This window comes from Pedococcus sp. KACC 23699 (assembly GCF_045348425.1).
Lineage (GTDB): Bacteria > Actinomycetota > Actinomycetes > Actinomycetales > Dermatophilaceae > Pedococcus.
Genome location: NZ_CP157483.1, coordinates 3,004,064 through 3,027,573, shown reverse-complemented (window position 1 = coordinate 3,027,573; position 23,510 = coordinate 3,004,064). Strand labels below are relative to the sequence as shown.

General features: G+C 70.6%; 22 protein-coding genes and 1 pseudogene. 11 read left to right on the top strand and 12 right to left on the bottom strand.

All coding sequences use genetic code 11. The features are described from left to right. Complete coding sequence (locus ABEG17_RS14325) at positions 1-1,230, bottom strand: PotD/PotF family extracellular solute-binding protein (RefSeq protein WP_406830146.1); 1,230 nt, start codon at positions 1,228-1,230, stop codon at positions 1-3. A gap of 76 nt (positions 1,231-1,306) precedes the next feature. Further along, positions 1,307-2,734, bottom strand: a complete 1,428-nt coding sequence (locus ABEG17_RS14320; protein WP_406833211.1) for a gamma-aminobutyraldehyde dehydrogenase — start codon at positions 2,732-2,734, stop codon at positions 1,307-1,309. A 237-nt stretch (positions 2,735-2,971) separates the two neighbouring features. Here ABEG17_RS14320 and ABEG17_RS14315 point away from each other — a divergent pair, with 237 nt between their 5' ends. Genes ABEG17_RS14315 through ABEG17_RS14285 form a run of 7 tightly spaced genes read left to right on the top strand, consistent with a single transcriptional unit; the run spans position 2,972 to position 9,308 of the window. Then, positions 2,972-3,490, top strand: a complete 519-nt coding sequence (locus ABEG17_RS14315) for an Lrp/AsnC family transcriptional regulator (protein WP_406830145.1) — start codon at positions 2,972-2,974, stop codon at positions 3,488-3,490. Then, the gene (locus tag ABEG17_RS14310; protein WP_406830144.1) at positions 3,487-4,887 is read left to right on the top strand and encodes an aspartate aminotransferase family protein; all 1,401 of its coding nucleotides are present in this window, start codon (positions 3,487-3,489) and stop codon (positions 4,885-4,887) included. Before ABEG17_RS14315 ends, ABEG17_RS14310 begins: the two co-directional genes overlap by 4 nt. Positions 4,888-4,900: 13 nt before the next feature. Beyond that, positions 4,901-6,340: an NAD(P)/FAD-dependent oxidoreductase gene (locus tag ABEG17_RS14305; RefSeq protein ID WP_406830143.1), complete on the top strand. Its 1,440-nt coding sequence runs from the start codon at positions 4,901-4,903 to the stop codon at positions 6,338-6,340. 58 nt (positions 6,341-6,398) lie between these two features. Further along, the gene (locus ABEG17_RS14300) at positions 6,399-6,788 is read left to right on the top strand and encodes a pyridoxamine 5'-phosphate oxidase family protein (protein WP_406830142.1); all 390 of its coding nucleotides are present in this window, start codon (positions 6,399-6,401) and stop codon (positions 6,786-6,788) included. A 24-nt stretch (positions 6,789-6,812) separates the two neighbouring features. Further along, on the top strand, positions 6,813-7,958 hold the full coding sequence (locus ABEG17_RS14295; protein ID WP_406830141.1) for an LOG family protein: 1,146 nt from the start codon (positions 6,813-6,815) through the stop codon (positions 7,956-7,958). Beyond that, a complete protein-coding gene (locus tag ABEG17_RS14290; RefSeq protein ID WP_406830140.1) occupies positions 7,955-8,797 on the top strand; it encodes a YndJ family protein in 843 nt (280 codons plus the stop codon). Before ABEG17_RS14295 ends, ABEG17_RS14290 begins: the two co-directional genes overlap by 4 nt. Continuing rightward, positions 8,784-9,308 (top strand): DUF1990 family protein, encoded by a 525-nt coding sequence (locus tag ABEG17_RS14285; protein ID WP_406830139.1) that lies wholly within the window; start codon positions 8,784-8,786, stop codon positions 9,306-9,308. The genes ABEG17_RS14290 and ABEG17_RS14285 overlap by 14 nt, the downstream gene beginning before the upstream one ends. A gap of 153 nt (positions 9,309-9,461) precedes the next feature. On the opposite strand, the gene purU is transcribed toward ABEG17_RS14285, so the two are convergent. Genes purU through rlmN form a run of 3 tightly spaced genes read right to left on the bottom strand, consistent with a single transcriptional unit; the run spans position 9,462 to position 12,853 of the window. Next, entirely contained in the window at positions 9,462-10,346 is an 885-nt protein-coding gene (gene purU, locus ABEG17_RS14280) for a formyltetrahydrofolate deformylase (RefSeq protein ID WP_406830138.1), read from the bottom strand. A gap of 9 nt (positions 10,347-10,355) precedes the next feature. After that, positions 10,356-11,585: a hypothetical protein gene (locus ABEG17_RS14275; protein ID WP_406830137.1), complete on the bottom strand. Its 1,230-nt coding sequence runs from the start codon at positions 11,583-11,585 to the stop codon at positions 10,356-10,358. A 44-nt stretch (positions 11,586-11,629) separates the two neighbouring features. After that, positions 11,630-12,853 (bottom strand): 23S rRNA (adenine(2503)-C(2))-methyltransferase RlmN, encoded by a 1,224-nt coding sequence (rlmN, locus tag ABEG17_RS14270; protein WP_406830136.1) that lies wholly within the window; start codon positions 12,851-12,853, stop codon positions 11,630-11,632. 93 nt (positions 12,854-12,946) lie between these two features. Here rlmN and ABEG17_RS14265 point away from each other — a divergent pair, with 93 nt between their 5' ends. Continuing rightward, positions 12,947-13,930, top strand: a complete 984-nt coding sequence (locus ABEG17_RS14265; protein WP_406830135.1) for a hypothetical protein — start codon at positions 12,947-12,949, stop codon at positions 13,928-13,930. 58 nt (positions 13,931-13,988) lie between these two features. Here the strand turns inward: ABEG17_RS14265 and ABEG17_RS14260 are convergent, their stop codons facing one another. Further along, on the bottom strand, positions 13,989-14,603 hold the full coding sequence (locus ABEG17_RS14260) for a TetR/AcrR family transcriptional regulator (protein ID WP_406830134.1): 615 nt from the start codon (positions 14,601-14,603) through the stop codon (positions 13,989-13,991). A 103-nt stretch (positions 14,604-14,706) separates the two neighbouring features. Between ABEG17_RS14260 and ABEG17_RS14255 the strand changes: the two are divergent. Further along, a pseudogene (locus ABEG17_RS14255) lies at positions 14,707-15,783 on the top strand (MFS transporter); the annotation flags it as partial. A 104-nt stretch (positions 15,784-15,887) separates the two neighbouring features. Here ABEG17_RS14255 and ABEG17_RS14250 read toward each other — a convergent pair. From ABEG17_RS14250 to pyrH, 3 genes are all read right to left on the bottom strand, one after another. Then, the gene (locus ABEG17_RS14250; RefSeq protein WP_406830133.1) at positions 15,888-16,784 is read right to left on the bottom strand and encodes a phosphatidate cytidylyltransferase; all 897 of its coding nucleotides are present in this window, start codon (positions 16,782-16,784) and stop codon (positions 15,888-15,890) included. Between the two features lie 33 nt (positions 16,785-16,817). Next, positions 16,818-17,375 carry a ribosome recycling factor gene (gene frr, locus ABEG17_RS14245; RefSeq protein ID WP_406830132.1) on the bottom strand — a complete coding sequence of 186 codons (558 nt, stop codon included), beginning with the start codon at positions 17,373-17,375 and terminating at the stop codon, positions 16,818-16,820. Positions 17,376-17,471: 96 nt separating this feature from the next. Then, entirely contained in the window at positions 17,472-18,239 is a 768-nt protein-coding gene (gene pyrH / locus ABEG17_RS14240; RefSeq protein ID WP_406830131.1) for a UMP kinase, read from the bottom strand. Between the two features lie 227 nt (positions 18,240-18,466). On the opposite strand from pyrH, the gene ABEG17_RS14235 reads away from it, so the two are divergent. Then, entirely contained in the window at positions 18,467-20,428 is a 1,962-nt protein-coding gene (locus tag ABEG17_RS14235) for a M13 family metallopeptidase (RefSeq protein WP_406830130.1), read from the top strand. Between the two features lie 11 nt (positions 20,429-20,439). Further along, complete coding sequence (locus ABEG17_RS14230; protein WP_406830129.1) at positions 20,440-21,033, top strand: antibiotic biosynthesis monooxygenase; 594 nt, start codon at positions 20,440-20,442, stop codon at positions 21,031-21,033. Here ABEG17_RS14230 and ABEG17_RS14225 read toward each other — a convergent pair. From ABEG17_RS14225 to rpsB, 3 genes are all read right to left on the bottom strand, one after another. Next, on the bottom strand, positions 21,014-21,199 hold the full coding sequence (locus ABEG17_RS14225) for a hypothetical protein (RefSeq protein ID WP_406830128.1): 186 nt from the start codon (positions 21,197-21,199) through the stop codon (positions 21,014-21,016). The two genes, ABEG17_RS14230 and ABEG17_RS14225, sit on opposite strands and share 20 nt — an antisense overlap. Before the next feature lie 128 nt (positions 21,200-21,327). Beyond that, a complete protein-coding gene (gene tsf, locus ABEG17_RS14220) occupies positions 21,328-22,158 on the bottom strand; it encodes a translation elongation factor Ts (protein ID WP_406830127.1) in 831 nt (276 codons plus the stop codon). 50 nt (positions 22,159-22,208) lie between these two features. After that, positions 22,209-23,192, bottom strand: a complete 984-nt coding sequence (gene rpsB, locus ABEG17_RS14215) for a 30S ribosomal protein S2 (protein ID WP_406830126.1) — start codon at positions 23,190-23,192, stop codon at positions 22,209-22,211. Positions 23,193-23,510 lie beyond the last annotated feature (318 nt).

Here is a 23,510-nt window from a genome sequence, read left to right as displayed (position 1 = left end):
TCAGCTCGCCGTCAGGTCGGAGAAGGCCGCGTTGAACTTGGTCTCCTCGGCGGACGTGAGCCCACGGAAGACGTGGGCTCGGGACAAGGTCTTGTCGTCGGGGAAGATGAGGGGGTTCTGGGCGACCGCGGGGTCGGCCTTCTCGAGGATCTGCTTGGTGTCGCGGACCGGCGAGATGTAGTTGACGTAGTCGACGACCTGCGCCATGACCTCCGGGTCGTAGTAGTAGTTGATGAGGACCTCGGCGTTCTTCTTGTGCTTGGCCATGGCCGGGATGACGAAGTTGTCGGACCACAGCGTGCAGCCCGTGCTCGGCAGGACGTAGCCGAGGGCGGGGTTGTCTGCCTGCAGCTGGACGACGTCGCCGGTCCACGCGACGCAGGCAGCCGTGTCACCGGACGCCAGCGGCTTGGTGTACTCGTTGCCGGTCCAGCCCTTGATCTGGCCCGAGTCCTTGGCCTTCTTGAGCTCGTCGATCGCCGCCATGTAGTCGGCCTCGGTGAAGGTCTCGAGCTTCTTGCCCATCGCGAGCATCACCAGCCCGACGGTGTCGCGCATCTCGGTCAGCAGGGTGACCCTGCCCTTGAGCGCCGGGTCGGTGAGGAGCTGGTCGATGCTCTCGACCTTCTTTCCGCCGGTCGCCTTGGGGTTGTAGGCGATTCCCGCGAACCCGCTCTGCCACGGCATCGAGTAGAGACGACCCGGGTCGAACTCGACCGTGACCAGGCTGTCCTCGATGTTCTTGTGGTTGGGGATGTTCGTGAGGTCCAGCCGCTGGGCATACCCCTGACGGATCAGGCGCGCGACCATCCAGTCGGTGCTGCACCACACGTCACGACCGGTGTCCTTGCTGTCGGCCAGCAGCGGCCGGACCTTGGCGTAGAACTCGTCGTTGTCGTTGTAGTCCTCGGTGTAGTTGACCTTGATGCCGAACTTCTTGGTGAACGCGTCGAGCGTCGGCCGCTTCTGCGTCTTGTCGTCCACGTCGATGTACTCGGGCCAGTTGGACCAGTTGATGACCTTCTCCGAGGCCGAGAGGTCCTCGGCGGCCTTGGCGGTCGGGGTCGTTGCCGCCGCCCCGCGGGCGCCGGGGTTGCGGCCCTTGACCCCGCACCCGGCCAGGGCACCGGCGACGCCGAGGCCACCCATCCCTGCCATGAAGCCGCGACGGCTGACGAGTCCACGGGCGAGCGCCGCCTTGAAGGCGAGGTGCTCGGTCGGCTGGGTCATCTGATCTTCTCTCTGCTGGTGCTGAGCTCTTGGGCCTGGTGCTGGTGACGCCGGTGTCGTCGTCGCGACGCGGCGGTCAGCTGTCGATGTTGGCCATCACGTGCTTGATGCGCGTGTAGTCCTCGAAGCCGTACATGGACAGGTCCTTGCCGTAGCCGGACTTCTTGAAACCGCCGTGCGGCATCTCCGCGACGACAGGAATGTGGGTGTTGATCCAGACGCAGCCGAAGTCCAGCGCCCTGGAGACGCGCATCGCCCGGCCGAAGTCCTTGGTCCAGACGCTCGAGGCGAGACCGTAGTCGACGTCGTTGGCCCAGCGGATGGCCTCCTGCTCGTCGGTGAACCGCTGCACCGTGATCACCGGGCCGAAGATCTCGTCCTGGATGGCCTCGTCGTCCTGCTCGAGCCCGGACAGGACGGTCGGCTCGAGGAAGAACCCGTCGCCCAGGGTGGTGAGGCGGTGTCCGCCGGCCGACACGGTGGCATGGTCCGGGAGCCGGGAGAGGAACCCCTCGACCCGCTCGAGCTGGTTGCGGTTGTTGACCGGTCCGAGGTGGGCGTCCGGGTCGTCCGGCAGTCCCACCTTCGCCGAGCTCCTGGCGTACTCCGCCAGGGCCGCGACGAAGTCGTCGTGGATGCGCGGGGCGACCAGCACCCGGGTGGCCGCCGTGCAGTCCTGACCGGCGTTGAAGTACCCGGCGGTGCCGATGCCCTCGACGGCGGCCTCGAGGTCGGCGTCGTCGAACACGATGACCGGGGCCTTGCCGCCGAGCTCGAGGTGCACGCGCTTGAGGTCGCGGGCTGCGCTCTCGGCCACCTGCACCCCTGCTCGCACCGAACCCGTGATGGCCACCAGGGCCGGGGTGCGGTGCTCGACCACGGCCCGGCCGGTGTCCCGGTCGCCGGTGACGACGTTGAACGTGCCCGCCGGCAGGAACTCCGAAGCGATCTCCGCCATGAGCAGCGTCGTCTCGGGGGTGGTGTCCGACGGCTTGAGCACGACGGTGTTGCCGGCGGCCAGCGCCGGGGCGATCTTCCAGGTCGCCATCATCATCGGGTAGTTCCACGGGGTGACCTGGCCGACGACCCCGATCGGCTCGCGCCGGATCCAGCTCGTGTGACCCCTCATGTACTCCCCGGCCGAACGTCCCTCGAGGACCCGAGCGGCGCCGGCGAAGAAGCGGATCTGGTCCACCATCGGCGGCACCTCCTCGCTGGCGGTGAGGGCGTGCGGCTTTCCCGTGTTCTCGGACTCGAGCCGGACGAACTCGTCAGCCCGCCGTTCGATGGCGTCGGCGAACTTCAGCAGCGCGGCCTGGCGCTCGCTCGGGGTGGTCTGGCCCCACTCCTCGAAGGCCTTGCTGGCGCAGGCATAGGCCGCGTCGACGTCCTGGGCCGTGGAGACCGGCGCGGTCGCGACGACCTGTGCGGTCACCGGGCTGACGATGTCGGCCCGGGCGTCCGTCGTGGCCTCGATGTAGGCGCCGCCGACGAAGTTGCGCAGGACGCGCGGGCCCGCGGCGGGACCGGGCGAGCCGGTCGCGGCCCCGGACGAGGTGACGGACGGGGCCGACGTGGCGAACCCGGCTGACGTGGCGGTCACAGACAACTCCAAGGAAGTTCGGGAACGGATTCCAGTGGTGGGAACTCTAACCCCAGGCCCACGGATTTCACTAGGTTCTGAGCCCTCGAATGCGGAAATCAACATCGAATTTACATTCACGCAACCGATTCCGTCGCCATGGGACTTGCGCCGAACCGCCGCGAGCGACACCATTGCCGCGTGACCCGCACTCCGAGCAACGGCACCGATGTGCGCCTCGACGACGTGTCGAAGGCGATCATCGAGCAGCTGCAGGAGGACGGGCGGCAGTCCTACGCCACGATCGCCAAGCGCGTCGGGCTGTCGGAGGCGGCGGTGCGCCAGCGGGTGCAGCGCCTCCTCGACCAGGAGGTCATGCAGATCGTCGCCGTCACCGATCCCCTCCAGGTGGGGTTCCGACGCCAGGCGATGATCGGCATCCGCGTCGACGGGGACCTGACCTCCGTCGGTGACGCCCTGTCGGCCATGGCCGAGGTCGACTACGTCGTCACCACGGCGGGGTCCTTCGACATCCTGGCCGAGGTCGTCTGCGAGGACGACAACGAGCTCCTCGAGCTCCTCACCAAGCGGATCCGCACCCTTCCCGGGGTGCAGACCACCGAGACCTTCGTCTACCTGAAACTCAACAAGCAGCACTACAACTGGGGTACCCGATGACCACTTCACCCACGCCCGCCACGACTCCCGCCGGCACGGCATACTCCGACGCCGCCCGCGACCACCTGTGGATGCACTTCACCCGCCACTCCACCTACGAGGAGGGGGGACAGGTTCCCATCATCGTGCGCGGTGAGGGACACAAGATCTGGGACGACCGCGGCAAGGAGTACATCGACGGGCTCGCCGGCCTGTTCGTCGTGCAGGTCGGCCACGGCCGACAGGAGCTCGCCGACGCGGCGGCCCGGCAGGCCAAGGACCTCGCCTTCTTCCCGCTGTGGTCCTACGCCCACCCCAGGGCCGTCGAGCTCGCCGAGCGCCTCGCCGCAGGTGCGCCCGGCGACCTCAACCGCGTCTTCTTCACCACCGGTGGTGGTGAGGCCGTCGAGAGCGCCTGGAAGCTCGCCAAGCAGTACTTCAAGCTCACCGGCAAGCCCACCAAGCACAAGGTGATCAGCCGCGCGGTGGCCTACCACGGCACCCCGCAGGGCGCGCTGTCCATCACCGGCATCCCGGCCGCCAAGGAGATGTTCGAGCCCCTGGTCCCGGGCGCGTTCAAGGTCCCCAACACCAACCACTACCGCGCGCCCGAGCACCTGCGTGACGACGAGAAGGCGTTCGGCCGCTGGGCCGCCGACCGCATCGCCGAGGCCATCGAGTTCGAGGGTCCCGACACCGTCGCCGCCGTGTTCCTCGAGCCGGTGCAGAACTCGGGTGGCTGCTTCCCGCCGCCGCCCGGGTACTTCGAGCGGGTGCGCGAGATCTGCGACGAGTACGACGTGCTCCTGGTCTCCGACGAGGTCATCTGCTCGTTCGGCCGCATCGGCTCGATGTTCGCGTGCGACGACTTCAACTACGTTCCCGACATCATCACCTGCGCGAAGGGCATGACCTCCGGGTACTCCCCCATCGGCGCGATGATCGCCAGCGACCGCCTGTTCGAGCCGTTCAAGAAGGGCACGACCTCCTTCCCGCACGGGTACACCTTCGGTGGCCACCCGGTCAGCGCGGCGGTGGCGATGGCCAACCTCGACATCTTCGACCGCGAGGGGCTCAACGACCACGTCAAGGAGAACGCCCCGAACTTCCGGGCGACCCTCGAGAAGCTGCTCGACCTGCCGATCGTCGGCGACGTCCGCGGAGCCGGCTACTTCTACGGCATCGAGCTCGTCAAGGACAAGGAGACCCGCGAGACGTTCAACGACGACGAGTCGGAGCGCCTGCTGCGCGGCTACCTGTCCAAGGCCCTGTTCGACGCCGGCATCTACTGCCGCGCCGACGACCGTGGGGACCCGGTCATCCAGCTCGCGCCGCCGTTGATCATCGGCCAGACCGAGTTCGACGACATCGAGAGCCGGCTCCGGTCGGTCCTCAAGGACGCCGAGAAGCACCTCTGAGCCGGCCGCCCTCGTGACCCGCCCACTCTGGTCCGAGGCTGCGGACAGGGAGGGCTCGTATGCCGCTTCGGCGGCGCACGAGCCCTCCTCGGCGTCCGTGCCCGGATCCTCCCTGCCCGAACCTTCCCTGCCCGAACCTCCCCTGTCCGGACCGTCCTTGCCCGCCACCGCCGACGTCGTCATCGTCGGCGCCGGGTTCACCGGCCTGTGGACCGCCCACTACCTCCTGCAGGCGCAGCCGTCGCTCGACGTCGTGGTTCTCGAGGCCCGGCACGCGGGCTTCGGGGCCAGCGGCCGCAACGGCGGCTGGGTCTCGTCGCTGTGGCCGGTCGGTCCTGAGACGCTGGCGCGCCGATCCGGCCGCGACGCGGCCCGGGCCATGGTGGCCGAGCTGCGTCACACGGTCGACGAGGTCGGCAGGGCAACGGAATCCGCAGGGATCGACTGCGGATTCCGCAAGGGCGGGACCATCGGGCTGGCGCGCTCGGCCGCCCAGGTCGCCAGGGCCCGCGCCGAGGTGGAGCACGCCGACGAGTGGGGCATCGGCACCCGCTGGCTGGGACCCGAGGAGGCGACGGCCCGACTCGCCGCCGACCGGGTGCTGGGGGCCACCTTCAACCCGCACTGCGCCCGGGTCCACCCCCGCCGGCTCGTCGACGGGCTCGCCGCGACCGTTCGTGGTCAGGGCGCCCGCATCCATGAAGGAGTACGGGTAGCGGCCATCGAGCCGCGCCGCGTGCGCCTGTCGTCGGGGGGCAGCATCGGTGCCCGGCACGTCATCAGGGCCACGGAGGGCTTCACCCCCGTGCTGGAGGGGCACCGGCGCACGGTCGCCCCCGTCTACTCCCTCATGGTCGCGACCGAGCCCCTGTCCGCGCAGGTCTGGGACCAGATCGGCCTCGCCGAGCGCGAGGTCTTCGCCGACCACCGCCACGTCATCATCTACGGCCAGCGCACGGTCGACGACCGCCTCGCCTTCGGCGGCCGCGGTGCGCCCTACCACTTCGGGTCGCGGGTCAGCCCTGAGTTCGACCACGACGCAAGGGTTTTCGCAGACCTGCGGGCGACGCTGACCGAGCTGCTCCCGCAGATCGGCGGGGTCGAGTTCACCCACGCCTGGGGTGGGGCGCTCGGCATCGCCCGTGACTGGCACCCCTCGGTGGGGCACGACCCGGCCACGGGTCTCGGCTGGGCGGGTGGCTACGTCGGGGACGGCGTCGCCGCCAGCAACCTCGCGGGTCGCACCCTCGCCGACCTCGTCCTGGGGCGTCGTACGCCGATCACCGAGCTGCCCTGGGTGGGGCACCGCAGCCGACGCTGGGAGCCCGAGCCGGCCCGCTGGCTGGGGATCAACGCCGGTCTGCGCCTGGCCCACACGGCCGACCGCGAGGAGGCCCGCACCGGACGGCCCGCCCGCATCGGCCGCCTCCTGGAGGCGCTGACCGGACACTGAGCCGGCACTGCCCGGCCGCTGGAAGGCGGCGGCCCGCACCGGCTGGCAGACTCCGAGCGTGTCCACGCCACCCGCCGAGCTGTCCGCCGCTGCCCTCGAGTTCGTCACCGTCCGCCACCTGGCGACCCTCACCACGCTGCGCCGGGACGGGAGCCCGCACGTCGTGCCCGTGGGCTTCACGTGGGACCCCGAGGCGCTCGTGGCGCGCGTCATCACGAGCGGGACGAGCCTCAAGGCCCGCAACGCGGCCGCCGGGTGCCGGGCGGTGGTGTGCCAGGTCGACGGGCGGCACTGGCTGTCGTTCGAGGGGCAGGCGCGCGTCCTCACCGACCGCGAGTCCGTGGGCGACGCAGAGCAGCGGTATGCGGCCCGCTACCGCGTGCCTCGCGAGAACCCCGAGCGGGTGGTCATCGAGATCGCCGTGGACCGGGTCCTCGGCAACGTCTGACCCGTGGTGTCTAGAGTTCGGGCCATGGCCGGGCGCGAGGTGGAGTCCCTCCCGGCGCTCGACGCCCTGCTCGCCTCAGGCCAGCCCCTGACCGGCCTGCGCCTGCAGGACCTCGACCTGCGGCACCACGAGGCCGAGCTCCTCGCCCGTACCGACCTCGGCGGGCTGGTCGTCCTCGGCGGCCGGCTGTCCCCCGCCCTCGACGCCCACCTGCGAGCGCACCACGCGCTGGTCTTCCCCACCGATCCGCACGCCCCGGTCGACCCCTACCGGGCCACCCTGTACTCCCCCGACGAGCTCTACGCCGACCTGTCGTCCCGGGGGTACGCCGCCACCCCCGACGCCCGCGCCTACCGGTGGACCCGCGACGCCAGCACCCACCGCGACGCCTTCGCGACGCTGCTCCGAGCGATCCACGACGACTCCATCACCGATGCCCTCGACGAGTTCGTCGACGGCCGTCCGGTCGTCGGGGTCATGGGTGGCCACGCGCTCGAACGCGGCCGCACGGCATACGCCGACGCCGCCCGGCTCGGACACCGGCTCGCCGCTCACGGGCTCGTGGTGGCGACGGGAGGCGGCCCGGGCGCCATGGAGGCCGCCAACCTCGGCGCCCTCGCCCCCGACGACTCTCGCCTGCACGCCGCGCTCGCACGTCTGGCAGCCGTGCCGTCGTTCCGCCCGGACATCGGCGCGTGGGCACAGCTGGCGCTCGAGGTCCGCCGCGACCTCGTCCCGGTCGGCACCGTGACGCACCGCGCCGACCGCAGCCTGGGCATCCCGACGTGGTTCTACGGTCACGAGCCGCCCAACGTTTTCTGCGACGCCATCGGCAAGTACTTCTCCAACGCCATCCGTGAGGACGGCCTGCTGTCTCGGGCCACGGCGGGGCTGGTCGTCCTCGAGGGCGCCGCAGGCACGGTTCAGGAGATCTTCCAGGCCCTCACGCCCCTGTTCTACGCGGGCACGGGACCCGACCAACCCGCCCGCGCCCTGCCACCGGTCGTCCTCGTCGGCCAGGAGTACTGGACGGACACCGTCCCGATCTGGGCGGCGGCGCGGGCCCTCGGCGAAGGACGTCCGCTCGGGGACTCGTTGCACCTGGTCGACACCGTCGAGGAGGCGACAGCCGTCGTCACCGCACGGCTGGGCCGGGAGGTCGGCCCGTGACGGCAGTCGTCAACGTCGTCGTCGCCCTCGGCATGCTCGTCATCGTGCCGCTCGGGCTGCGCCTGCTCCCCGTGGCCGGCGGCAGCCGACTGGCCCGGCTCTACCCGGCCTTCGCCGTCCCCGGGGCCGTCTGCCTGTGGCTGCCCCGAGGTGCCCTGTCAACGACCTTGGCCGCCTCGTATGCCGTCGGCACGCTGCTGCTCGTGGCCCTCGCGGCCCGTCATGTCTCGAACTGCCTGCGGCACAAGGTTTTTCGCGCTTCAGACGCAGCAGCCATCACCGCACTCGTCTGCCCCGCCATCGCCGCCTTCGCCCTCGTCAGCGAACGCGCGTCGACCGAGGTCTTCGGGTTCAGCCTGACGATCCTGGCCCTGACGGTTCCGCACTTCCACTACGCCGGTTTCGCTGCCGCACTGGTCGCCCACCTGGTGGCGACCGCCCACCCGAGCGCGGCGACGACGACGGCAGCCTGGTCGGTCCCAGCAGGCACGATGGTGGTCCTGCTGGGCTACTTCGTGAACGACGAGGTCGAGCTGCTCGGTGCCGTCATCCTCACCGCCGGGATGTGGCTGGTGGGCTGGACGCTGTGGACGGGCGCCCGGGCGCAGACCCGCGACCCCCGCACGCGGCTGCTGCTCGGCACCAGCGCCGCGACCCTCGTCCTGACGATGGTGCTCGCCCTCGACTGGGCGCTCGGCCACGTGGTCGACGCCGTGCCGCACCTCCCCCTCGTCTGGATGGCGTGGACCCATGGACTGGCGAACGCCGTCGGCTTCGCCCTGTGCGCCCTCGTGGCGTTTTCACGAACGACTCGGAGAACTGCCCGTGAAGCTGCCTGACCTCGCCCACCTGCCTCTCACCTACGAACCCCGCGGGCTGACCCTCGACGGCCCGATGCCGCCCGGCTTCCACCACCTCGAGGTGGAGCGGCGGCTGGGAGACGGCGACGCGGCATACGCGCGGGCGTCGGAAGCGGTGATGCGGTGGGCTCCGCAACGCGGCATCGGCCTCCGGCCGGTCGCGACGGCGCCCCGCGCGGGGGAGGGCGTCGACATCCTCAGCCACCTGGCCGTGCTGCCCGTCCCCTGCCGCGTCGTGTGGACGGTCGAGGGACCGGACCGCACCGGGTTCGGCTACGGCACGCTGCGCGGCCACATCGAGAGCGGTGAGGAAGGCTTCCTCGTCGAGCGACGCGGAGACGAGGTGTATGCCGTGATCCGCGCCTACGCGCAGGCAGCGACCCTCCTCGCCCGCCTGGGCGGTCCCGTCAGCTGGCGGCTGCAGAAGCTCGCCGCGCTGGGGTACCTGCGCGCGCTGCAGCGTGCCGCGGACGGCACGATGGCCCCCTGAGCCAGCCCCGCTGACCCTCGTCCGCCAGCCACCCCGACCTGCGCAAAACGCTGGTTGCGCGGCATACCGCGGGTTGTTGTCCCGACCTTTGCCGCGCAACCAGCGTTGCGCCGGAAGACAGGGCGGTCGCCAGGGGTGTGCGACTGTGCCGGGCTAGTCGAAGACGATGGTGCGACGCCCTCGCAGCACGACGCGGTGCTCGGCGTGCCAGCGGACGGCCCTGGCCAGCGCCATCGCCTCGAGCTCCTGCCCGACCGAGGCCAGCTGCGCCGGGCTCATCCGGTGGTCGACGCGGCGGAAGTCCTGCTCGATGATCGGGCCCTCGTCGAGGTCGGCCGTGACGTAGTGCGCGGTGGCCCCGATGACCTTGACGCCCCGGTCGTGCGCCTGGGTGTAGGGCTTGGCGCCCTTGAAGCTCGGCAGCAGCGAGTGGTGGATGTTGATGATGCGACCCGGCAGATCGGCGCACAGGTCTGCCGAGAGGATCTGCATGTAGCGCGCCAGCACGATGGTGTCGGCCCGGTGATCGGCGACGAGGTCGCGCAGCTGCTGCTCGGCGGCGGCCTTGGTGTCCCGGGTGACGGGCACGTGGTGGAACGGCACGCCGTGCCACTGCGCGAGGCCGCGGAAGTCCTCGTGGTTGGACACGATCGCCGGCACCTCGATCGGCAGCGACCCGCTCTCGACCCGGAACAGCAGGTCGTTGAGGCAGTGCCCCTGCTGGCTCACCATGACCAGCACGCGGCGGCGCTGGGACAGGTCGTGCACGGCATACTCCATCGCGAACTGCGCAGCCACGGGCGCCAGGGCGGTGTCGACGTCGGCGACGGGCAGGGCGGCGCCCTCGCGCACGAGGTGCATCCGCAGGTGGAACTCCCCCGAGGTGGCATCGGCGAACTGCTGGCTGTCGAGGATGGTCATCGCCAGGTCGAGCATGACGCCGGAGACGGCGTGGACGATGCCGCGGCGGTCGGGACAGGAGACGGTGAGGACGAACTCGCGACCGCTCTCCGCGGGCGCAGGGGTGGACTGGTGCACCCGGACAGCCTAGGGGCGGGTCATCAGGACGATCCCCAGGCACATCTCGTCGGTCGTCCCCTCCCCCCACACGACGTACCGCTCGGGCACCCCGGCCAGCGCCGGCAGCTGGTCACGCAGGCTCTGGTCGTGACGGCAGGTGACCGTGAGGGTGTCGCCGGGCTTGACCGCGACCGCAGGTGTGACGGGCTTGCTGCCCTGGTTGTCGAAGTCCCAGATCGGGAGGTCGAGCACCGTCCGTTCGCCCTTCCTGCCCTGGTTCACCACGACGGAGATGCTGCGCCCGAGCAGGTGCATGTGCCCCGCTACCGCTCGAATGGTGCCCGCCTGCGTCACCGGCCGGGTGCAGGACTGCGCGGTGCCGGCCTTGATCGGGCCGCACAGCAGGTGCAGGAGGTTGGCCGTCGACCCCGCTCCCGCTCCGAAACGCCGCTGCACGTCGGCCACCGCCGCCTCGCGGGCGCACAGGGCTCCGGAGCGGCCGGGCCGGCAGGGCAGCTCGACGGGCGCGGGGAGCAGCACGGTGTCGAGGGTCTTGCGCGTGCCGTCGTCGGCCGCCACTCGCAATTTCGCGGCAGAGGTGTCCGGAGCATCACCCGCCAGCAGGTTGTAGTGGACCTGCATGACGATCCGCGAGCCCGGCTCGAGCGGCATGCCGAGGTCCTTGGCGAGGAGGCTCTCGCCACCGCCGGGCGCCCAGGCCCCCAGCCAGGGCGCGTCGTCGAGCGTGCCGCCCTGGCTCTCGACGCCGGTGCCACCGAAGCATGTCCAGCCCTGACCCGGCGACTGGTCGTCCTGCGCCTGGGCGCGCGCCACCTGCGCCGGCGGGATGCGGAAGAGGATGACGTGGTGGACGACCGAGGGGTTGCCGGGCAGGACGTTGACGCCGGTCACCACGGACTTCGCAGTCAGGTGCGGGTCGAGCAGGAAGCAGCGGTAGTCATCGGTCCCCGGAGCGGCCGGCGCCTTCGGTGTGTATGCCGCGGGCATCCGGAGCGTGACGAAGCGCTCGCCCTTGCGCAGCGGCGCCTGGGGCTTGGCCGCCGGGGAGGCGGAGCCGTGCCCGTCCGCATGTCCGGACGATGTGGTCGAAGTGGTGGAGGCTTCAGCGGTCACCCGGCGTCCCGAGGCCGGGTCGTCCGCCCCACCCGTGCCGCAGCTCGCGAGGGCGAGGGCACCGGCGACAGCCGCTGCCACGACATGCAGGGAGCGACGGGCTCCGGTGCTGCGCAGCTTCACGTCACGAGTGTAGGCAGCAGCTACCCCCGCAGGCAGGGGTTGCGTCAGGCGGTGGAGGCAGCGAGCTGGCCGCAGGCCCCGTCGATGTCCTGCCCGCGGGTGTCCCGGATCGTCGTCGGGATGCCGTGGGCACGCAGCCGCTCGACGAACTGCTGCTCCACGCCGGGGCGTGACGCGGTCCACTTCGACCCCGGGGTCGGGTTGAGCGGGATCGGGTTGACGTGCACCCAGCCGCGCCCGCGGGCGTTGAGCTTCTTCCCGAGGAGGTCGGCGCGCCATGCGTGGTCGTTGATGTCCTTGATGAGCGCGTACTCGATGCTCACCCGGCGGCCCGTCGCCTCGTAGTAGCGGTGTGCCGCGTCGAGCGCCTCGTCGACGCTCCAGCGGGTGTTGATCGGCACGAGCTCGTTGCGCAGCTCGTCGTCGGGGGCGTGCAGCGACAGCGCGAGGGTCACCGGGATGCCCTCGGCGGCGAGCTTGTCGATCGCCGGCACGAGGCCGACCGTCGACATGGTGATGCCGCGGGCCGACATGCCGAGCCCGTCGGGAGCCGGGTCGGTCATCCGCCGGATGGCGCCGATGGCGGCCTTGTAGTTGGCCAGCGCCTCGCCCATCCCCATGAACACGACGTTGGAGATGCGGTTGGGGCCGCTCAGCTCGGGCGCCCCGTCCTCGTCGCCGAGCTCCGCAGCCTCGTCACGCTCGTCGTCGACCCCGCCGGCGGCCGTGGCCGCCAGCTCGCCGCTGCGCAGCATCCGGGCGGCCTGGACGACCTGCTCGACGATCTCGCCGGCCGACATGTTGCGGGTCAGCCCCGCCTGGCCGGTGGCGCAGAACGGACAGTTCATGCCGCAGCCGGCCTGGCTCGAGATGCAGATGGTGACCCGCTTGGGGTAGCGCATCAGGACGGACTCGACGATCGCGCCGTCGTGCAGCTTCCAGGCCGACTTGATGGTCATCCCGTCGTCGGCGGTGCGCTGCACGTGCGGGCTCAGCAGGGTGGGCAGCAGGTCCGCCACGAGGTCGTCACGGATGGCCTTGGGCAGGTCGGTCATCTCGTCCGGCGACCCGACCAGCCGCTCGAAGTAGTGCGTGGACAACTGCTTGGCGCGAAATCCCTTGTGTCCGAGCGCCTCCACCGCTTCCTTGCGTTCGGCCGGTGAGAGGTCGGCGAGGTGGCGCGGGGGCTTGCCCCGTCGCGGCGCGGTGAACGTCAGGGCACCCGGGGCGGGGCGCTGCGTCGTGGGCTCGGGCAGGGAGGTCGTCATGGCTCCCCCAGTTTCGCAGCCACGGGCCGCAACTGCCCAATCGCCGGGTGTGCGGTCCTAGGCTGGGTCCATCGACAGGGGAGGAAGTGCGTCGTGGGGTTGTTCTCGCGCAGGAGCCGGTCCTCGGACGACGAGGGTCGGCCGAGGCCCACGCCCGCGGACCAGCGGGTGCCGCGCCACGTCGACGCCGCACTGACGATGTTCACCGAGCCCGATGCCGCCACCTTCCGTGCCACGGTCCGGTCGACGCTCGCCGAGATGGGGTACGAGGTCGTCGTCCGGTCCGACCACGTGACCACCGACGACGACCGCCAGTGGGGCCTGTGGAACCTCGCGGCCGGCTGCGCGGGCACCGACCCGCAGGACTGGCCGAGCACCATCCGGGAGCACTTCACCACGATCATGGCCGCCGGCGACGACGAGCCGCTCACCGCGGCATACCTCGAGCAGCACGTGGTCGCCCGGCTGATGGAGGAGGACGGCCTGCGGCAGACCCCCGACTGGATCGACCGCGGCCTGGAGTGGGCACCCGGGGTGCGCCAGGTGGTCGTCGTCGACACGCCGCAGACCGTCCAGGTAGTCCCTCCCGCAGCGCTCGAGGAGTTCGCGCCGCTCGGGCCGTGGTTCGACCGCGGGTTGGTCAACCTGCGGGCCCAGCTCGATCTCGAGGAGTTCGAGCTCGAGGAGATCACGCACCAGGACGCCTCGTTCTCGTGCCTGCTCGGTGACAGCGTGTACACCGCCAGCCTGGCCCTGCTTTTGCCCGAGGTGGTGCGCCGGTATGTCGCGCAGCCGGCCTCCGAGAAGGGTGTCCTGTTCGCGATCCCCTACCGCCACCAGCTCGCGTTCCACGTCATCGACGAGCCCCGGGCAGCCCTCGAGGCACTGATGGTGCTGCCGCAGTTCGCCGCCGCCGGCTTCCTCGAGGGCAGCGGGCCGGTGAGCCCCAGCGTCTTCTGGTGGCACGAGGGACAGGTCCGCCAGGTCTCGACCCTCTCACCGGAGCGGACGCTCTCGGTGACGCCGGGGCCCGAGCTCGAGGCCCTGCTGGGTATGACCCAACGCGACGAGGACTGACGAGGACTGAGGCGATCCTCGGACCGCACCGGCCGGCGAGGTTCGTCGTCGCTGTGCGTCAGGGCCGTGCCGAGCTCGGGCGGTCCGTGCCTGCACCCACCTCTCGTGTGCTGGACAGACGCCACGACGCGAGGTCGCGCGCGCGACCGACCGGATCAGGATCGAGCTCCAGGGCCAGCAAGGTGAACATGCCCTCGTAAATGAGCAGCAGGTCCTGGGTGGCCTCGTGGTGGTCGGGGACGCCGGCCTCGCGCACGAGCTGCCCGAGGCGCTCACTGATGTGCTCCTTGTGCTGATGAGCGACCGACCGGCCGGGATGGTCTGCGGGGAGCTGCAGGCTCGCCGTCACGTGGGCACAGCCGCGGCTGGCGTCGCCGTCGTTCCAGTCGTCCATGGCCGCGAAGAGGGCCAGGGACCGGTCCAGCGGATCCTGCTCCCGGGCGATGCACGCCTCCCAGTGCTGACGCCAGCGTTCGTCCCGCGCAACGAGGTAGGCCGCCACGAGGTCGTCCTTGCCCCGGAAGTTCTTGTACAACGACGCCGTCGCCACTTCCGCCCGCTCGATGATCGCGTCGACACCGGTCGCGGCGATCCCGTGGGCGTAGAAGAGCTCGTCGGCTGCGTCGAGGAGGCGAGCTCGCGCAGAACGACGAAGTTGGCGTTCGGTGTCCATCTGGCTAGTCTACCCAGATGAATAGAACGATCGTTCTACCTGGTCGCTCGTGACCTCGGTCAAGACCTCCGGCGCCACGCCAGAGACCGGGGCGGGCGTCGCCATGGTCGCCGCCGGCGTGGCGCTCGTGGGTGTCTGCTACGGGTTCGCGCGTTTCGCCTACGGTCTGTTCTCGCCCGAGTTCCAGACGGCATTCGACCTCAGCGACACCTGGTCCGCAGTGATCGGCGCGGGCAGCTACCTCGGATACTGCGTCGCCATCGTGGGCAGCACCGTGCTGACCCCACGGTGGGGTCCACGTCGCGTCGCGATCCTGGCCGGCGTGGTCGCCACCGCCGGGATGGCCGCGGTGGCGGTCGCCCCGTCCGCCGGCGTGCTCGCTGCCGCCCTGCTGGTCGCCGGCTCCAGCACCGGCATCGCGTCACCACCCCTGGCCGCAGCGGTCACGCACTGGGTGCGGCAGTCCGGCCAGGACCGCGCACAGACCCTGGTGAACGCCGGCACCGGGGTCGGGGTCCTCGTTTCGGGGCCGATCGCCTTGTCCCTGCTTGCACAGTGGCGGTTGGCGTGGGCGGCCTACGCCGCGGCCGCGGCTCTGGTCACCTGGTGGATCGGGGCGACGATCCCGGCCGGTGCCGGAGCCATCCGAGGCGCCGCAGCGGCCGCGAAGTCGCCCGCATCGGCCCACGACGGACACGACCCTGCGCTGCTGGCGGCTTCGTTCGTGCTGGGGCTGAGCAGCGTCGCGGTCTGGACCTTCGGGCGCCGGATCGTCGAGGACGGCGCTCACGGCAACGGGGCGTCCGGGGCCATCATGTGGACCGTGATCGGAGCCGCAGGGGTCGCAGGCGCCCTGAGTGGTCCCCTCGTGCAGCGTGTCGGCGTCACGAGATCATGGTCGAGCCTGATGCTCCTGCTCGCTGCGGCCACCGCGACGATCGCCGCAGCCCCTTCTCGCCTCACGTCCGTCGTCATCGCGGCGGCCGTCTTCGGCGCCACCTACATCGCGCTCACAGGTGTGGCGCTCCTCTGGGCCACTCGCCGGTACCGTCACCGGGCCGAGGTGGGTGTCGGGGCATCGTTCCTGCTCATCGCCCTCGGACAAGCGGTGGGCGCCCTCGTCGTCGGGATCACCGTCGAGGCGCTCGGGCTCGCCGCAGCGTTCTACCTGTGTGCGGCGGCCGCCCTCCTGGGAGCCTACGCACGAGAACGCCGGTCGACGAGGAGGCGGCCACACCAGCTGTCCGTTCCGCAGCCCGCTCATAGCGCTCGGCTGCTCACCGGTCAGACGGGGACGACCCAGGCGAGCAGGGCCCACGCGATCGGGGCGACGAGCACGAGGGAGTCGAGACGGTCCATGATGCCGCCGTGGCCGGGCAGGATCGTGCTCATGTCCTTGATGCCGAGGTCCCGCTTGATGGTCGACTCGGTGAGGTCGCCCACCGTGGCGGCAACCGCGACGCACGCGCCGAGGACCGCGCCGCCCCACCACGGGCCGTCGAGCAGCAGGACCACCGCCACCGCACCGCCGACGACGCAGGTCAGCACAGAACCGGCGAAGCCCTCCCAGGACTTCTTCGGACTCACCGACGGGGCCATGGGGTGCTTGCCGAAGAGCACGCCGAACGCGTAGCCGCCAACGTCGCTGAGCACTGTCACGAGGATGAACAGGACGATCCGGCGTGCTCCGTCGTCGGCCGCGAGCATGAGCGCGGCGAACCCGGCGAGGAACGACGGGTAGACCGCGACGAAGAAGCCGCCCGCGATGTCGCGCACGGCGTCGAGGACACCGTCGGCGATGCGCCACAACAGGATGCCGACGCAGGTCAGGCCGAGCGTCACGATCAGCGCCTCACCACCGCCGACGTAGGCCGACAGGATCATGCTGATGCTGCCGACGATGCTGGGCACCAGGGGCACCGCGATGGAGACCTGCAGCAGGGCCCGGCGCAGCTCCCAGACGCCGACCGCCACCGCCGCGACGACGATGACGAGCATCAGCTCCTTGCGCAGCAGCAGCGAGACGATGATCAGCACCCCCAGACCGACCCCCACGGCGATGGCCGCCGGGAGGTTGCGGCCGGCCTTGGAGGTCCTCGTCACGGGCGCGCCGGGGACGGCGTCGCCCGCCGGGCCTTCATGGCCTCGGCGGCGAGCACTGCGGGACGAGGGAACGGACATGGCGGAGGTCCTGGGAGCTGGTCGGCGAGCGCCTCACACCTCGAGGAGCTCGGCCTCCTTGCCCTTGAGCAGCTCGTCCACGCTGTCGACGTACTTCTTCGTCGTGGCGTCGAGCTCCTTCTCGCCTCGGGCGCCGTCGTCCTCGCCGATGTCGCCGTCCTTGACGAGCTTGTCGATCTCGTCCTTGGCCTTGCGGCGGATGTTGCGGATCGACACCTTGGCGTCCTCGCCCTTGGTGCGGGCGAGCTTGATGTAGTCCTTGCGACGCTCCTCGGTCAGCATCGGGAGCACGCAGCGGATGACGTTGCCGTCGTTGCTGGGGTTCACGCCGAGGTCGGAGTCGCGCAGGGTCTTCTCGATCTCGCTCATCGCCGACTTGTCGAACGGGGAGATGAGGATGGTGCGCGCCTCGGGCGTCTGGAAGGACGCGAGCTGCTGCAGGGGGGTGGGAGCTCCGTAGTAGCTGACCGTGAGCTTGTTGAACATGCCCGGGGTCGCACGACCGGTACGGATGCCGGCGAAGTCCTCCTTGGCGACCTCGACGGCCTTGTCCATCTTCTCCTCGGCCTCGAGGAGGGTCTCTTCAATCATGTCCGGCTCCTTGTCGGGCGGTCCCGCTCGGGGTCCGCCGGTCGTGTGTGGTCAGTCGGTGGGGTGGGTCGGGGCAGGTCGCGGCGCAGCGCCGACTCACCCAGGGGTGACCAGCGTCCCGATCCTCTCACCACGCAGGGCCTTGTCGACGTTGCCCTCGCCCTCCATGCCGAACACGACCATGGGCAGCTTGTTGTCCATGCAGAGGCTGAAGGCGGCGGTGTCGACGACCCGCAGGCCACGCTGCATGGCCTCGGCGTAGGTGATCTCGTCGTACTTGGTCGCCTCGGGGTTGGTGCGGGGGTCGGAGTCGTAGACCCCGTCCACGCCGTTCTTGCTCATCAGCACGGCGTCGCACTTGATCTCCAGCGCGCGCTGGGCCGAGACGGTGTCGGTGGAGAAGAACGGCATACCGGCGCCGGCGCCGAAGATGACGACCCGGCCCTTCTCGAGGTGGCGGATGGCCCGTCGCGGGATGTACGGCTCGGCGACCTGGCCCATCGTGATCGCGGTCTGGACGCGGGTCTCGATGCCCTCCTTCTCGAGGAAGTCCTGCAGCGCGAGACAGTTCATCACCGTGCCGAGCATGCCCATGTAGTCGGCGCGGGTGCGGTCCATGCCCTGCTGCTGCAGCTCGGCCCCGCGGAAGAAGTTGCCGCCACCGATGACGACGGCGACCTCGATGCCACTGCGGACGGAAGCGGCGATCTGGCGGGCGATGCCCCGCACGACGTCGGGGGCCAGGCCCACCTTGCCCCCGCCGAACACCTCACCGGAGAGCTTGAGCAGGACGCGGCGCCGTGACGCGGGCGACCCGTCGGTGGACGATCCGGTTGGGGCGGTCTGCTCGGGGGCAGAAGTCACGACAGATCCTCCTGTGGCTGTACGGGCGGTCACCGAATACTTCCACACTCGGCGCGCACCGCCGTCCCGAGCGTCCCGAGCGTCCGGACTGTCCCCCGACCGACACCGGCCCTGTGGTCTGCGCACGGTTGGGTCGCGGGGGCCGCGCGTGGCAGGGTTGGCGCCGGTGGGGTGACGAGCCGAGCTCGACCCCACCCACGGCTCTGCACGCAGCGAAGGAGAAGCACATGGGTTCAGGCATCCTCCCCGGGCACCGCGACGACACGGTCCGCCCCCAGGACGACCTGTTCGGCTACGCCAACGGCAGCTGGGTCCGGGAGACCGAGATCCCGGCCGACCGAGGTCGTTACGGCACCTTCGACGTGCTGCGGGAGCAGTCCGACGAGCGCGTTCGCGTCATCATCGAGCGCGCGGCCGCGGACACCGACGCCGAGGAGGGCTCGGCCACCCGCAAGGTCGGCGACCTCTACCGCTCCTTCATGGACGAGGAGCGCGTCGAGTCCCTCGGCCACGCACCCATCGACGACGACCTCGCCGCCATCGCCGCGATCACCAGCGCCGACCAGCTCTTCCACACCATGGGTCGCCTGCAGCGCCAGGGGGTCCCGGGCGTGCTCGGCCTCTACGTCGCCCCCGACGCCAAGAACCCCGAGCAGTACACCCTCTACCTCTCCCAGGCCGGTCTCGGGCTGCCCGACGAGTCCTACTACCGCGACGAGCGGCACGCAGCCGTCCTCGCGGCATACCTGCCGCACGTGGCCCGCATGCTCGACCTGGTGGGGATCGGCGCAGGCGCCACCGACGCGGACTCCCCCGCGGCGCGGGTCGTGGCCCTCGAGACGGCGCTGGCCCGCCACCACTGGGACAACGTCGCCACCCGTGACGCGGTGAAGACCTACAACCCGTTCGACCGCCAGGAGCTCGAGGGCCTCGGCCGCGCGATCCCCTGGTCGGAGTACGTCCGTGGCCTGGACGCGCAGGGAGCGTTCGAGCACGTCGTCGTGGGCGAGCCCAGCTTCCTCGAGGGGCTGTCCACCCTGCTCGACGACGTGGGCATCGAGGACTGGAAGGCGTGGCTGGCCTTCCACCTCGTCAGCTCGGCGGCACCCCTGCTGAGCAGGGCCTTCGTGGACGCCGACTTCGACTTCTCCGGCCGCGTCATCAGTGGGTTGCCCGAGAACCGCGCCCGCTGGAAGCGGGGCGTCTCGCTGGTCGAGGGCGCCATCGGCGAGGCCGTGGGCCAGCTGTATGCCGCGGAGCACTTCCCGCCGCAGGCCAAGGAGCGCATGCTCACCCTCGTCGGCAACCTCGTCGAGGCGTTCCGCCGGTCCTTCGACGGCCTGGAGTGGATGGGGCCGCAGACGCGTGCCCAGGCCCTGGCGAAGCTCGAGTCCTTCACCCCGAAGGTCGGCTACCCCGACGTGTGGCGGGACTACTCGACGCTGGCCGTCGACGACGACCTCATGGCCAACGTCCGCCGGGCCAACGAGTTCGAGTTCCAGCGCCAGCTCGACAAGCTCGGTGGCCCGATCGACCGTGACGAGTGGATGATGCTCCCGCAGACGGTCAACGCCTACTACCACCCGATGCTCAACGAGATCGTCTTCCCGGCCGGCATCCTGCAGCCGCCGTTCTTCGACATGGATGCCGACGACGCGGTCAACTACGGCGGCATCGGCGCGGTCATCGGCCACGAGGTCGGTCACGGCTTCGACGACCAGGGGTCACGGTACGACGCCCGTGGCGCGCTGCGCGACTGGTGGACCGAGGAGGACCGCGCCCGCTTCGACGAGCGCACCCAGGCCCTCATCGCCCAGTTCAGCGAGCTGTCGCCCATCGCGGCGCCGGACGACAAGGTCAACGGCGCGCTGACCGTCGGGGAGAACATCGGCGACCTCGGTGGCCTGGCCATCGGCTACTCCGCCTACCGCATCGCCACCGAGGGCGAGGACGTCCCGGAGCTCGAGGGGCTCACCGGACCCCAGCGGTTCTTCGTCGGCTGGGCGCAGGTGTGGTCCGGCAAGGCCCGCACCGAGGAGGCCAAGCGGCTGCTCGCCATCGACCCGCACTCCCCCATGGAGATCCGGGCCAACGCGGTGCGCAACTGCGACGAGTTCCACGAGGCGTTCGACGTCCGCGAGGGTGACGGCATGTGGCTGGCACCCGAGCAGCGCGTACGCATCTTCTGAGCGGACCGACGATGAGCACAGCCCTGCGGGACGACCCACCCGTCACCGTCGCCATCACCCGACGGGTCCGCCCCGAGGACGAGCGGCTCATGCAGGCCTGGGTGGAGGCCGGCACCTCGCTGGCCCAGAACTTCCCGGGCTTCCTCGGCACCGGCTGGCTGCGGCCCGGGCCGGGGTCGCGCGAGTGGCACATGCTCTACCGGTTCGACTCCCGGGCCAGCCTGCTGCTGTGGGAGGAGTCGCGCGAGCGCACCATGTGGCTGCGCTCGGCCCAGGACCTCGTGCAGCACACGCGGGTCGAGCACCGCACCGGCATCGAGGGCTGGTTCGACGAGCCGCAGCCGCGGCCGGTGGACGAGTCCGGGGCGCCCGAACCCGTGCCGCCTGCTCCCCCACGGTGGAAGCAGGCCGTGACGATCTGGCTGGCCTTCTTCCCGACCAACCTGCTGTGCACCTGGCTGCTGCTGCCGGTGACCCGTGACTGGCCCCTGGTGCTGCGAGTGCTGTCGATGACACTGCTGCTCACGCCGCTGATGACCTACCTCGTGCTGCCCCAGGTCACGCGGCTGCTCCATCCCTGGCTGGTCAGAACCCGGCGTTCCTGAGCAGGAACTCGGTCTCGGTGTCGCGCCCGCCCCGCGGGTCAGGCCCGGGGTCGACGTCCTGGACCGTCCTGAGCTCCTCGGGCGGGACACGTTCGGGCAGGTGGGTGAAGTCCCGCGGCTCGCGGGTGCGTGGCGCCTTCGCTGCCGTCTTGCGTGCTCTCCCCATGCTCTGAGTATGCAACGGACGCACCCTGCGCACGCGCCATACCGGGGACGCGCGCGAGGCCCGCCCCCCGAAGGGGACGGGCCTCGTGAACTGCGGTGGAGCCTTGTGGGCTCCGGGTGGAGCGGGGATCAGCTGCCGACGCGGAAGCGGGCGAACGACGTCGCGGTCGTGCCAGCCTCCTCGAGCACCTTGGCCACGGACTTCTTGGCGTCCTTGGCGAACGGCTGCTCGAGCAGCACGTTCTCCTTGAAGAAGCCGTTGACGCGACCCTCGATGATCTTCGGGAGGGCGGCCTCGGGCTTGCCCTCCTCCTTCGCGGTGGCCTCGGCCACGCGACGCTCGTTCTCGACGGTGGTCGGGTCGACCTCGTCGCGGCTGAGCACGGTCGGGCTGAACGCGGCGACGTGCATCGCGACGTCGCGGACGATCTGCTCGTCGCCACCCTCGGCGCCGACGAGGACACCGATCTGTGCGGGCAGGTCGGGGCTGGTCTTGTGCAGGTAGGACACGACGACCGGGGCCTCGACGCGGGCAACGCGCTTGACCTCGATCTTCTCGCCGATGGTCGCGTTGGCGTCGTCGAGGAGCTCCTTGACCGTGCGACCGTCCTCGAGGCTGCTCGCGAGCAGCCCCTCGGCGTCGGACACGCCCGAGGCGACGGCCTGGGCAAGGACCTGGTCGGCCAGGGCGATGAACTTCTCACCCTTGGCGACGAAGTCGGTCTCGCAGAGGACCTCGACGAGGGTGCCCGTGCCGCCCTCGGCCCTGGCGGTGACCAGGCCGTTGGAGGCGGTGCGACCCTCGCGCTTGGTGACGCCCTTGAGGCCCTTCACGCGAAGGATCTCGGTGGCCTTGGCACGGTCGCCGTCGGCCTCGTCGAGGGCCTTCTTGACGTCGAGCATGCCGGCGCCGGTGGACTCACGCAGCGCCTTGATGTCAGCGGCGGTGTAGTTCGCCATGAATGTTTCTCAGCTCTTCTCTGTCAGAGGGTGCGGTGGACGAGGTGCGCTCAGGCCTTGGCGGCGTCGGCGTCGGCGTCGGCGTCGGCGTCGGCGTCGGCCGGAGCCTCGGCAGGTGCCTCGGTGGCCTCGGCGGCAGGCGCCTCGGTCGTCTCGGCAGCAGCAGCCTCGGTCGTCTCGGCAGCAGCAGCCTCGGGGGCGTCCGCAGCAGCGGTCTCGCCGGCCTCGGGGGCAACGGCGTCGGCAGCCTTGGCGGCGTCGCCACCGAGGAGCTCGCGCTCCCACTCGGCCAGCGGCTCGTCGGTCGCGACGACACCCTCGGCCTGCTCACCGGACTTGCCGGCGGAGCGGGACATGAGGCCATCGGCCACGGCGTCGGCGATGACGCGGGTCAGCAGGGTGACGGAGCGGATCGCGTCGTCGTTGCCGGGGATCTTGTAGTCGACCTCGTCGGGGTCGCAGTTGGTGTCGAGGATCGCGATGACCGGCAGGCCGAGCTTGCGAGCCTCGTCAACGGCGAGGTGCTCCTTCTTGGTGTCCACGATCCACACGGCCGAGGGGACCTTGGACATGTTGCGGATGCCGCCGAGGGTGCGCTGGAGCTTGATCTGCTCCCGCTTGAAGATCAGGAGCTCCTTCTTGGTGAAGCCGGAGGCTGCGACGTTGTCGTAGTCGAGCTCCTCGAGCTCCTTGAGGCGGGTGAGCCGCTTGGAGATCGTGTTGAAGTTGGTGAGCATGCCACCGAGCCAGCGGTGGTTGACGTACGGCATGCCGACGCGGGTCGCCTGCTCGGCGATGGGCTCCTGGGCCTGCTTCTTCGTGCCGACGAAGAGGATGGAGCCGCCGTGGGCGACGGTCTCGCGAACGAACTCGTACGCGTTGTTGATGTACGTCAGCGACTGCTGCAGGTCGATGATGTAGATGCCGTTGCGCTCGGTCATGATGAATCGCTTCATCTTGGGGTTCCAGCGACGGGTCTGGTGCCCGAAGTGGACGCCGCTCTCGAGGAGCTGGCGCATGGTAACGACGGCCATGCCGTGTCTCCTATGTGTCGTTGTCAGTTTCGTCGGACCCGCCATGGGGGCGTGGCCCTGCCTGGCGTCTGGCCGCACCCCACCGACACCTTGGCCGGACTGCTGTGGTGCGCCCCGGGTTCGGAGGAAACCTCGTCACCCGGCGAGAAGACGCGCGAATTAGGTCTGCGCGTGCGAGCACACGGTGACCGTCGACCATCGTACGTGCTGAGCACGGTGATCGAGAAATCCGCTCTCCCCACGCCTGCGCCTCCCCCGACGGCGGGTGACACACCGGAAACCGGGGCGACGACGCGCCATACCGGGCGTAGGGTGCCC

Coding starts and splice junctions, on each gene's coding strand:
- ABEG17_RS14225 (WP_406830128.1), bottom strand. CDS start 21,199: ATGGGGAGAGCACGCAAGACGGCAGCGAAGGCGCCACGCACCCGCGAG.
- rpsB (WP_406830126.1), bottom strand. CDS start 23,192: ATGGCCGTCGTTACCATGCGCCAGCTCCTCGAGAGCGGCGTCCACTTC.
- ABEG17_RS14235 (WP_406830130.1), top strand. CDS start 18,467: ATGGGTTCAGGCATCCTCCCCGGGCACCGCGACGACACGGTCCGCCCC.
- rlmN (WP_406830136.1), bottom strand. CDS start 12,853: ATGACGACCTCCCTGCCCGAGCCCACGACGCAGCGCCCCGCCCCGGGT.
- ABEG17_RS14315 (WP_406830145.1), top strand. CDS start 2,972: ATGGGACTTGCGCCGAACCGCCGCGAGCGACACCATTGCCGCGTGACC.
- ABEG17_RS14295 (WP_406830141.1), top strand. CDS start 6,813: ATGGCCGGGCGCGAGGTGGAGTCCCTCCCGGCGCTCGACGCCCTGCTC.
- ABEG17_RS14325 (WP_406830146.1), bottom strand. CDS start 1,230: ATGACCCAGCCGACCGAGCACCTCGCCTTCAAGGCGGCGCTCGCCCGT.
- ABEG17_RS14250 (WP_406830133.1), bottom strand. CDS start 16,784: ATGTCCGTTCCCTCGTCCCGCAGTGCTCGCCGCCGAGGCCATGAAGGC.
- ABEG17_RS14310 (WP_406830144.1), top strand. CDS start 3,487: ATGACCACTTCACCCACGCCCGCCACGACTCCCGCCGGCACGGCATAC.
- ABEG17_RS14260 (WP_406830134.1), bottom strand. CDS start 14,603: ATGGACACCGAACGCCAACTTCGTCGTTCTGCGCGAGCTCGCCTCCTC.
- tsf (WP_406830127.1), bottom strand. CDS start 22,158: ATGGCGAACTACACCGCCGCTGACATCAAGGCGCTGCGTGAGTCCACC.
- ABEG17_RS14230 (WP_406830129.1), top strand. CDS start 20,440: ATGAGCACAGCCCTGCGGGACGACCCACCCGTCACCGTCGCCATCACC.
- frr (WP_406830132.1), bottom strand. CDS start 17,375: ATGATTGAAGAGACCCTCCTCGAGGCCGAGGAGAAGATGGACAAGGCC.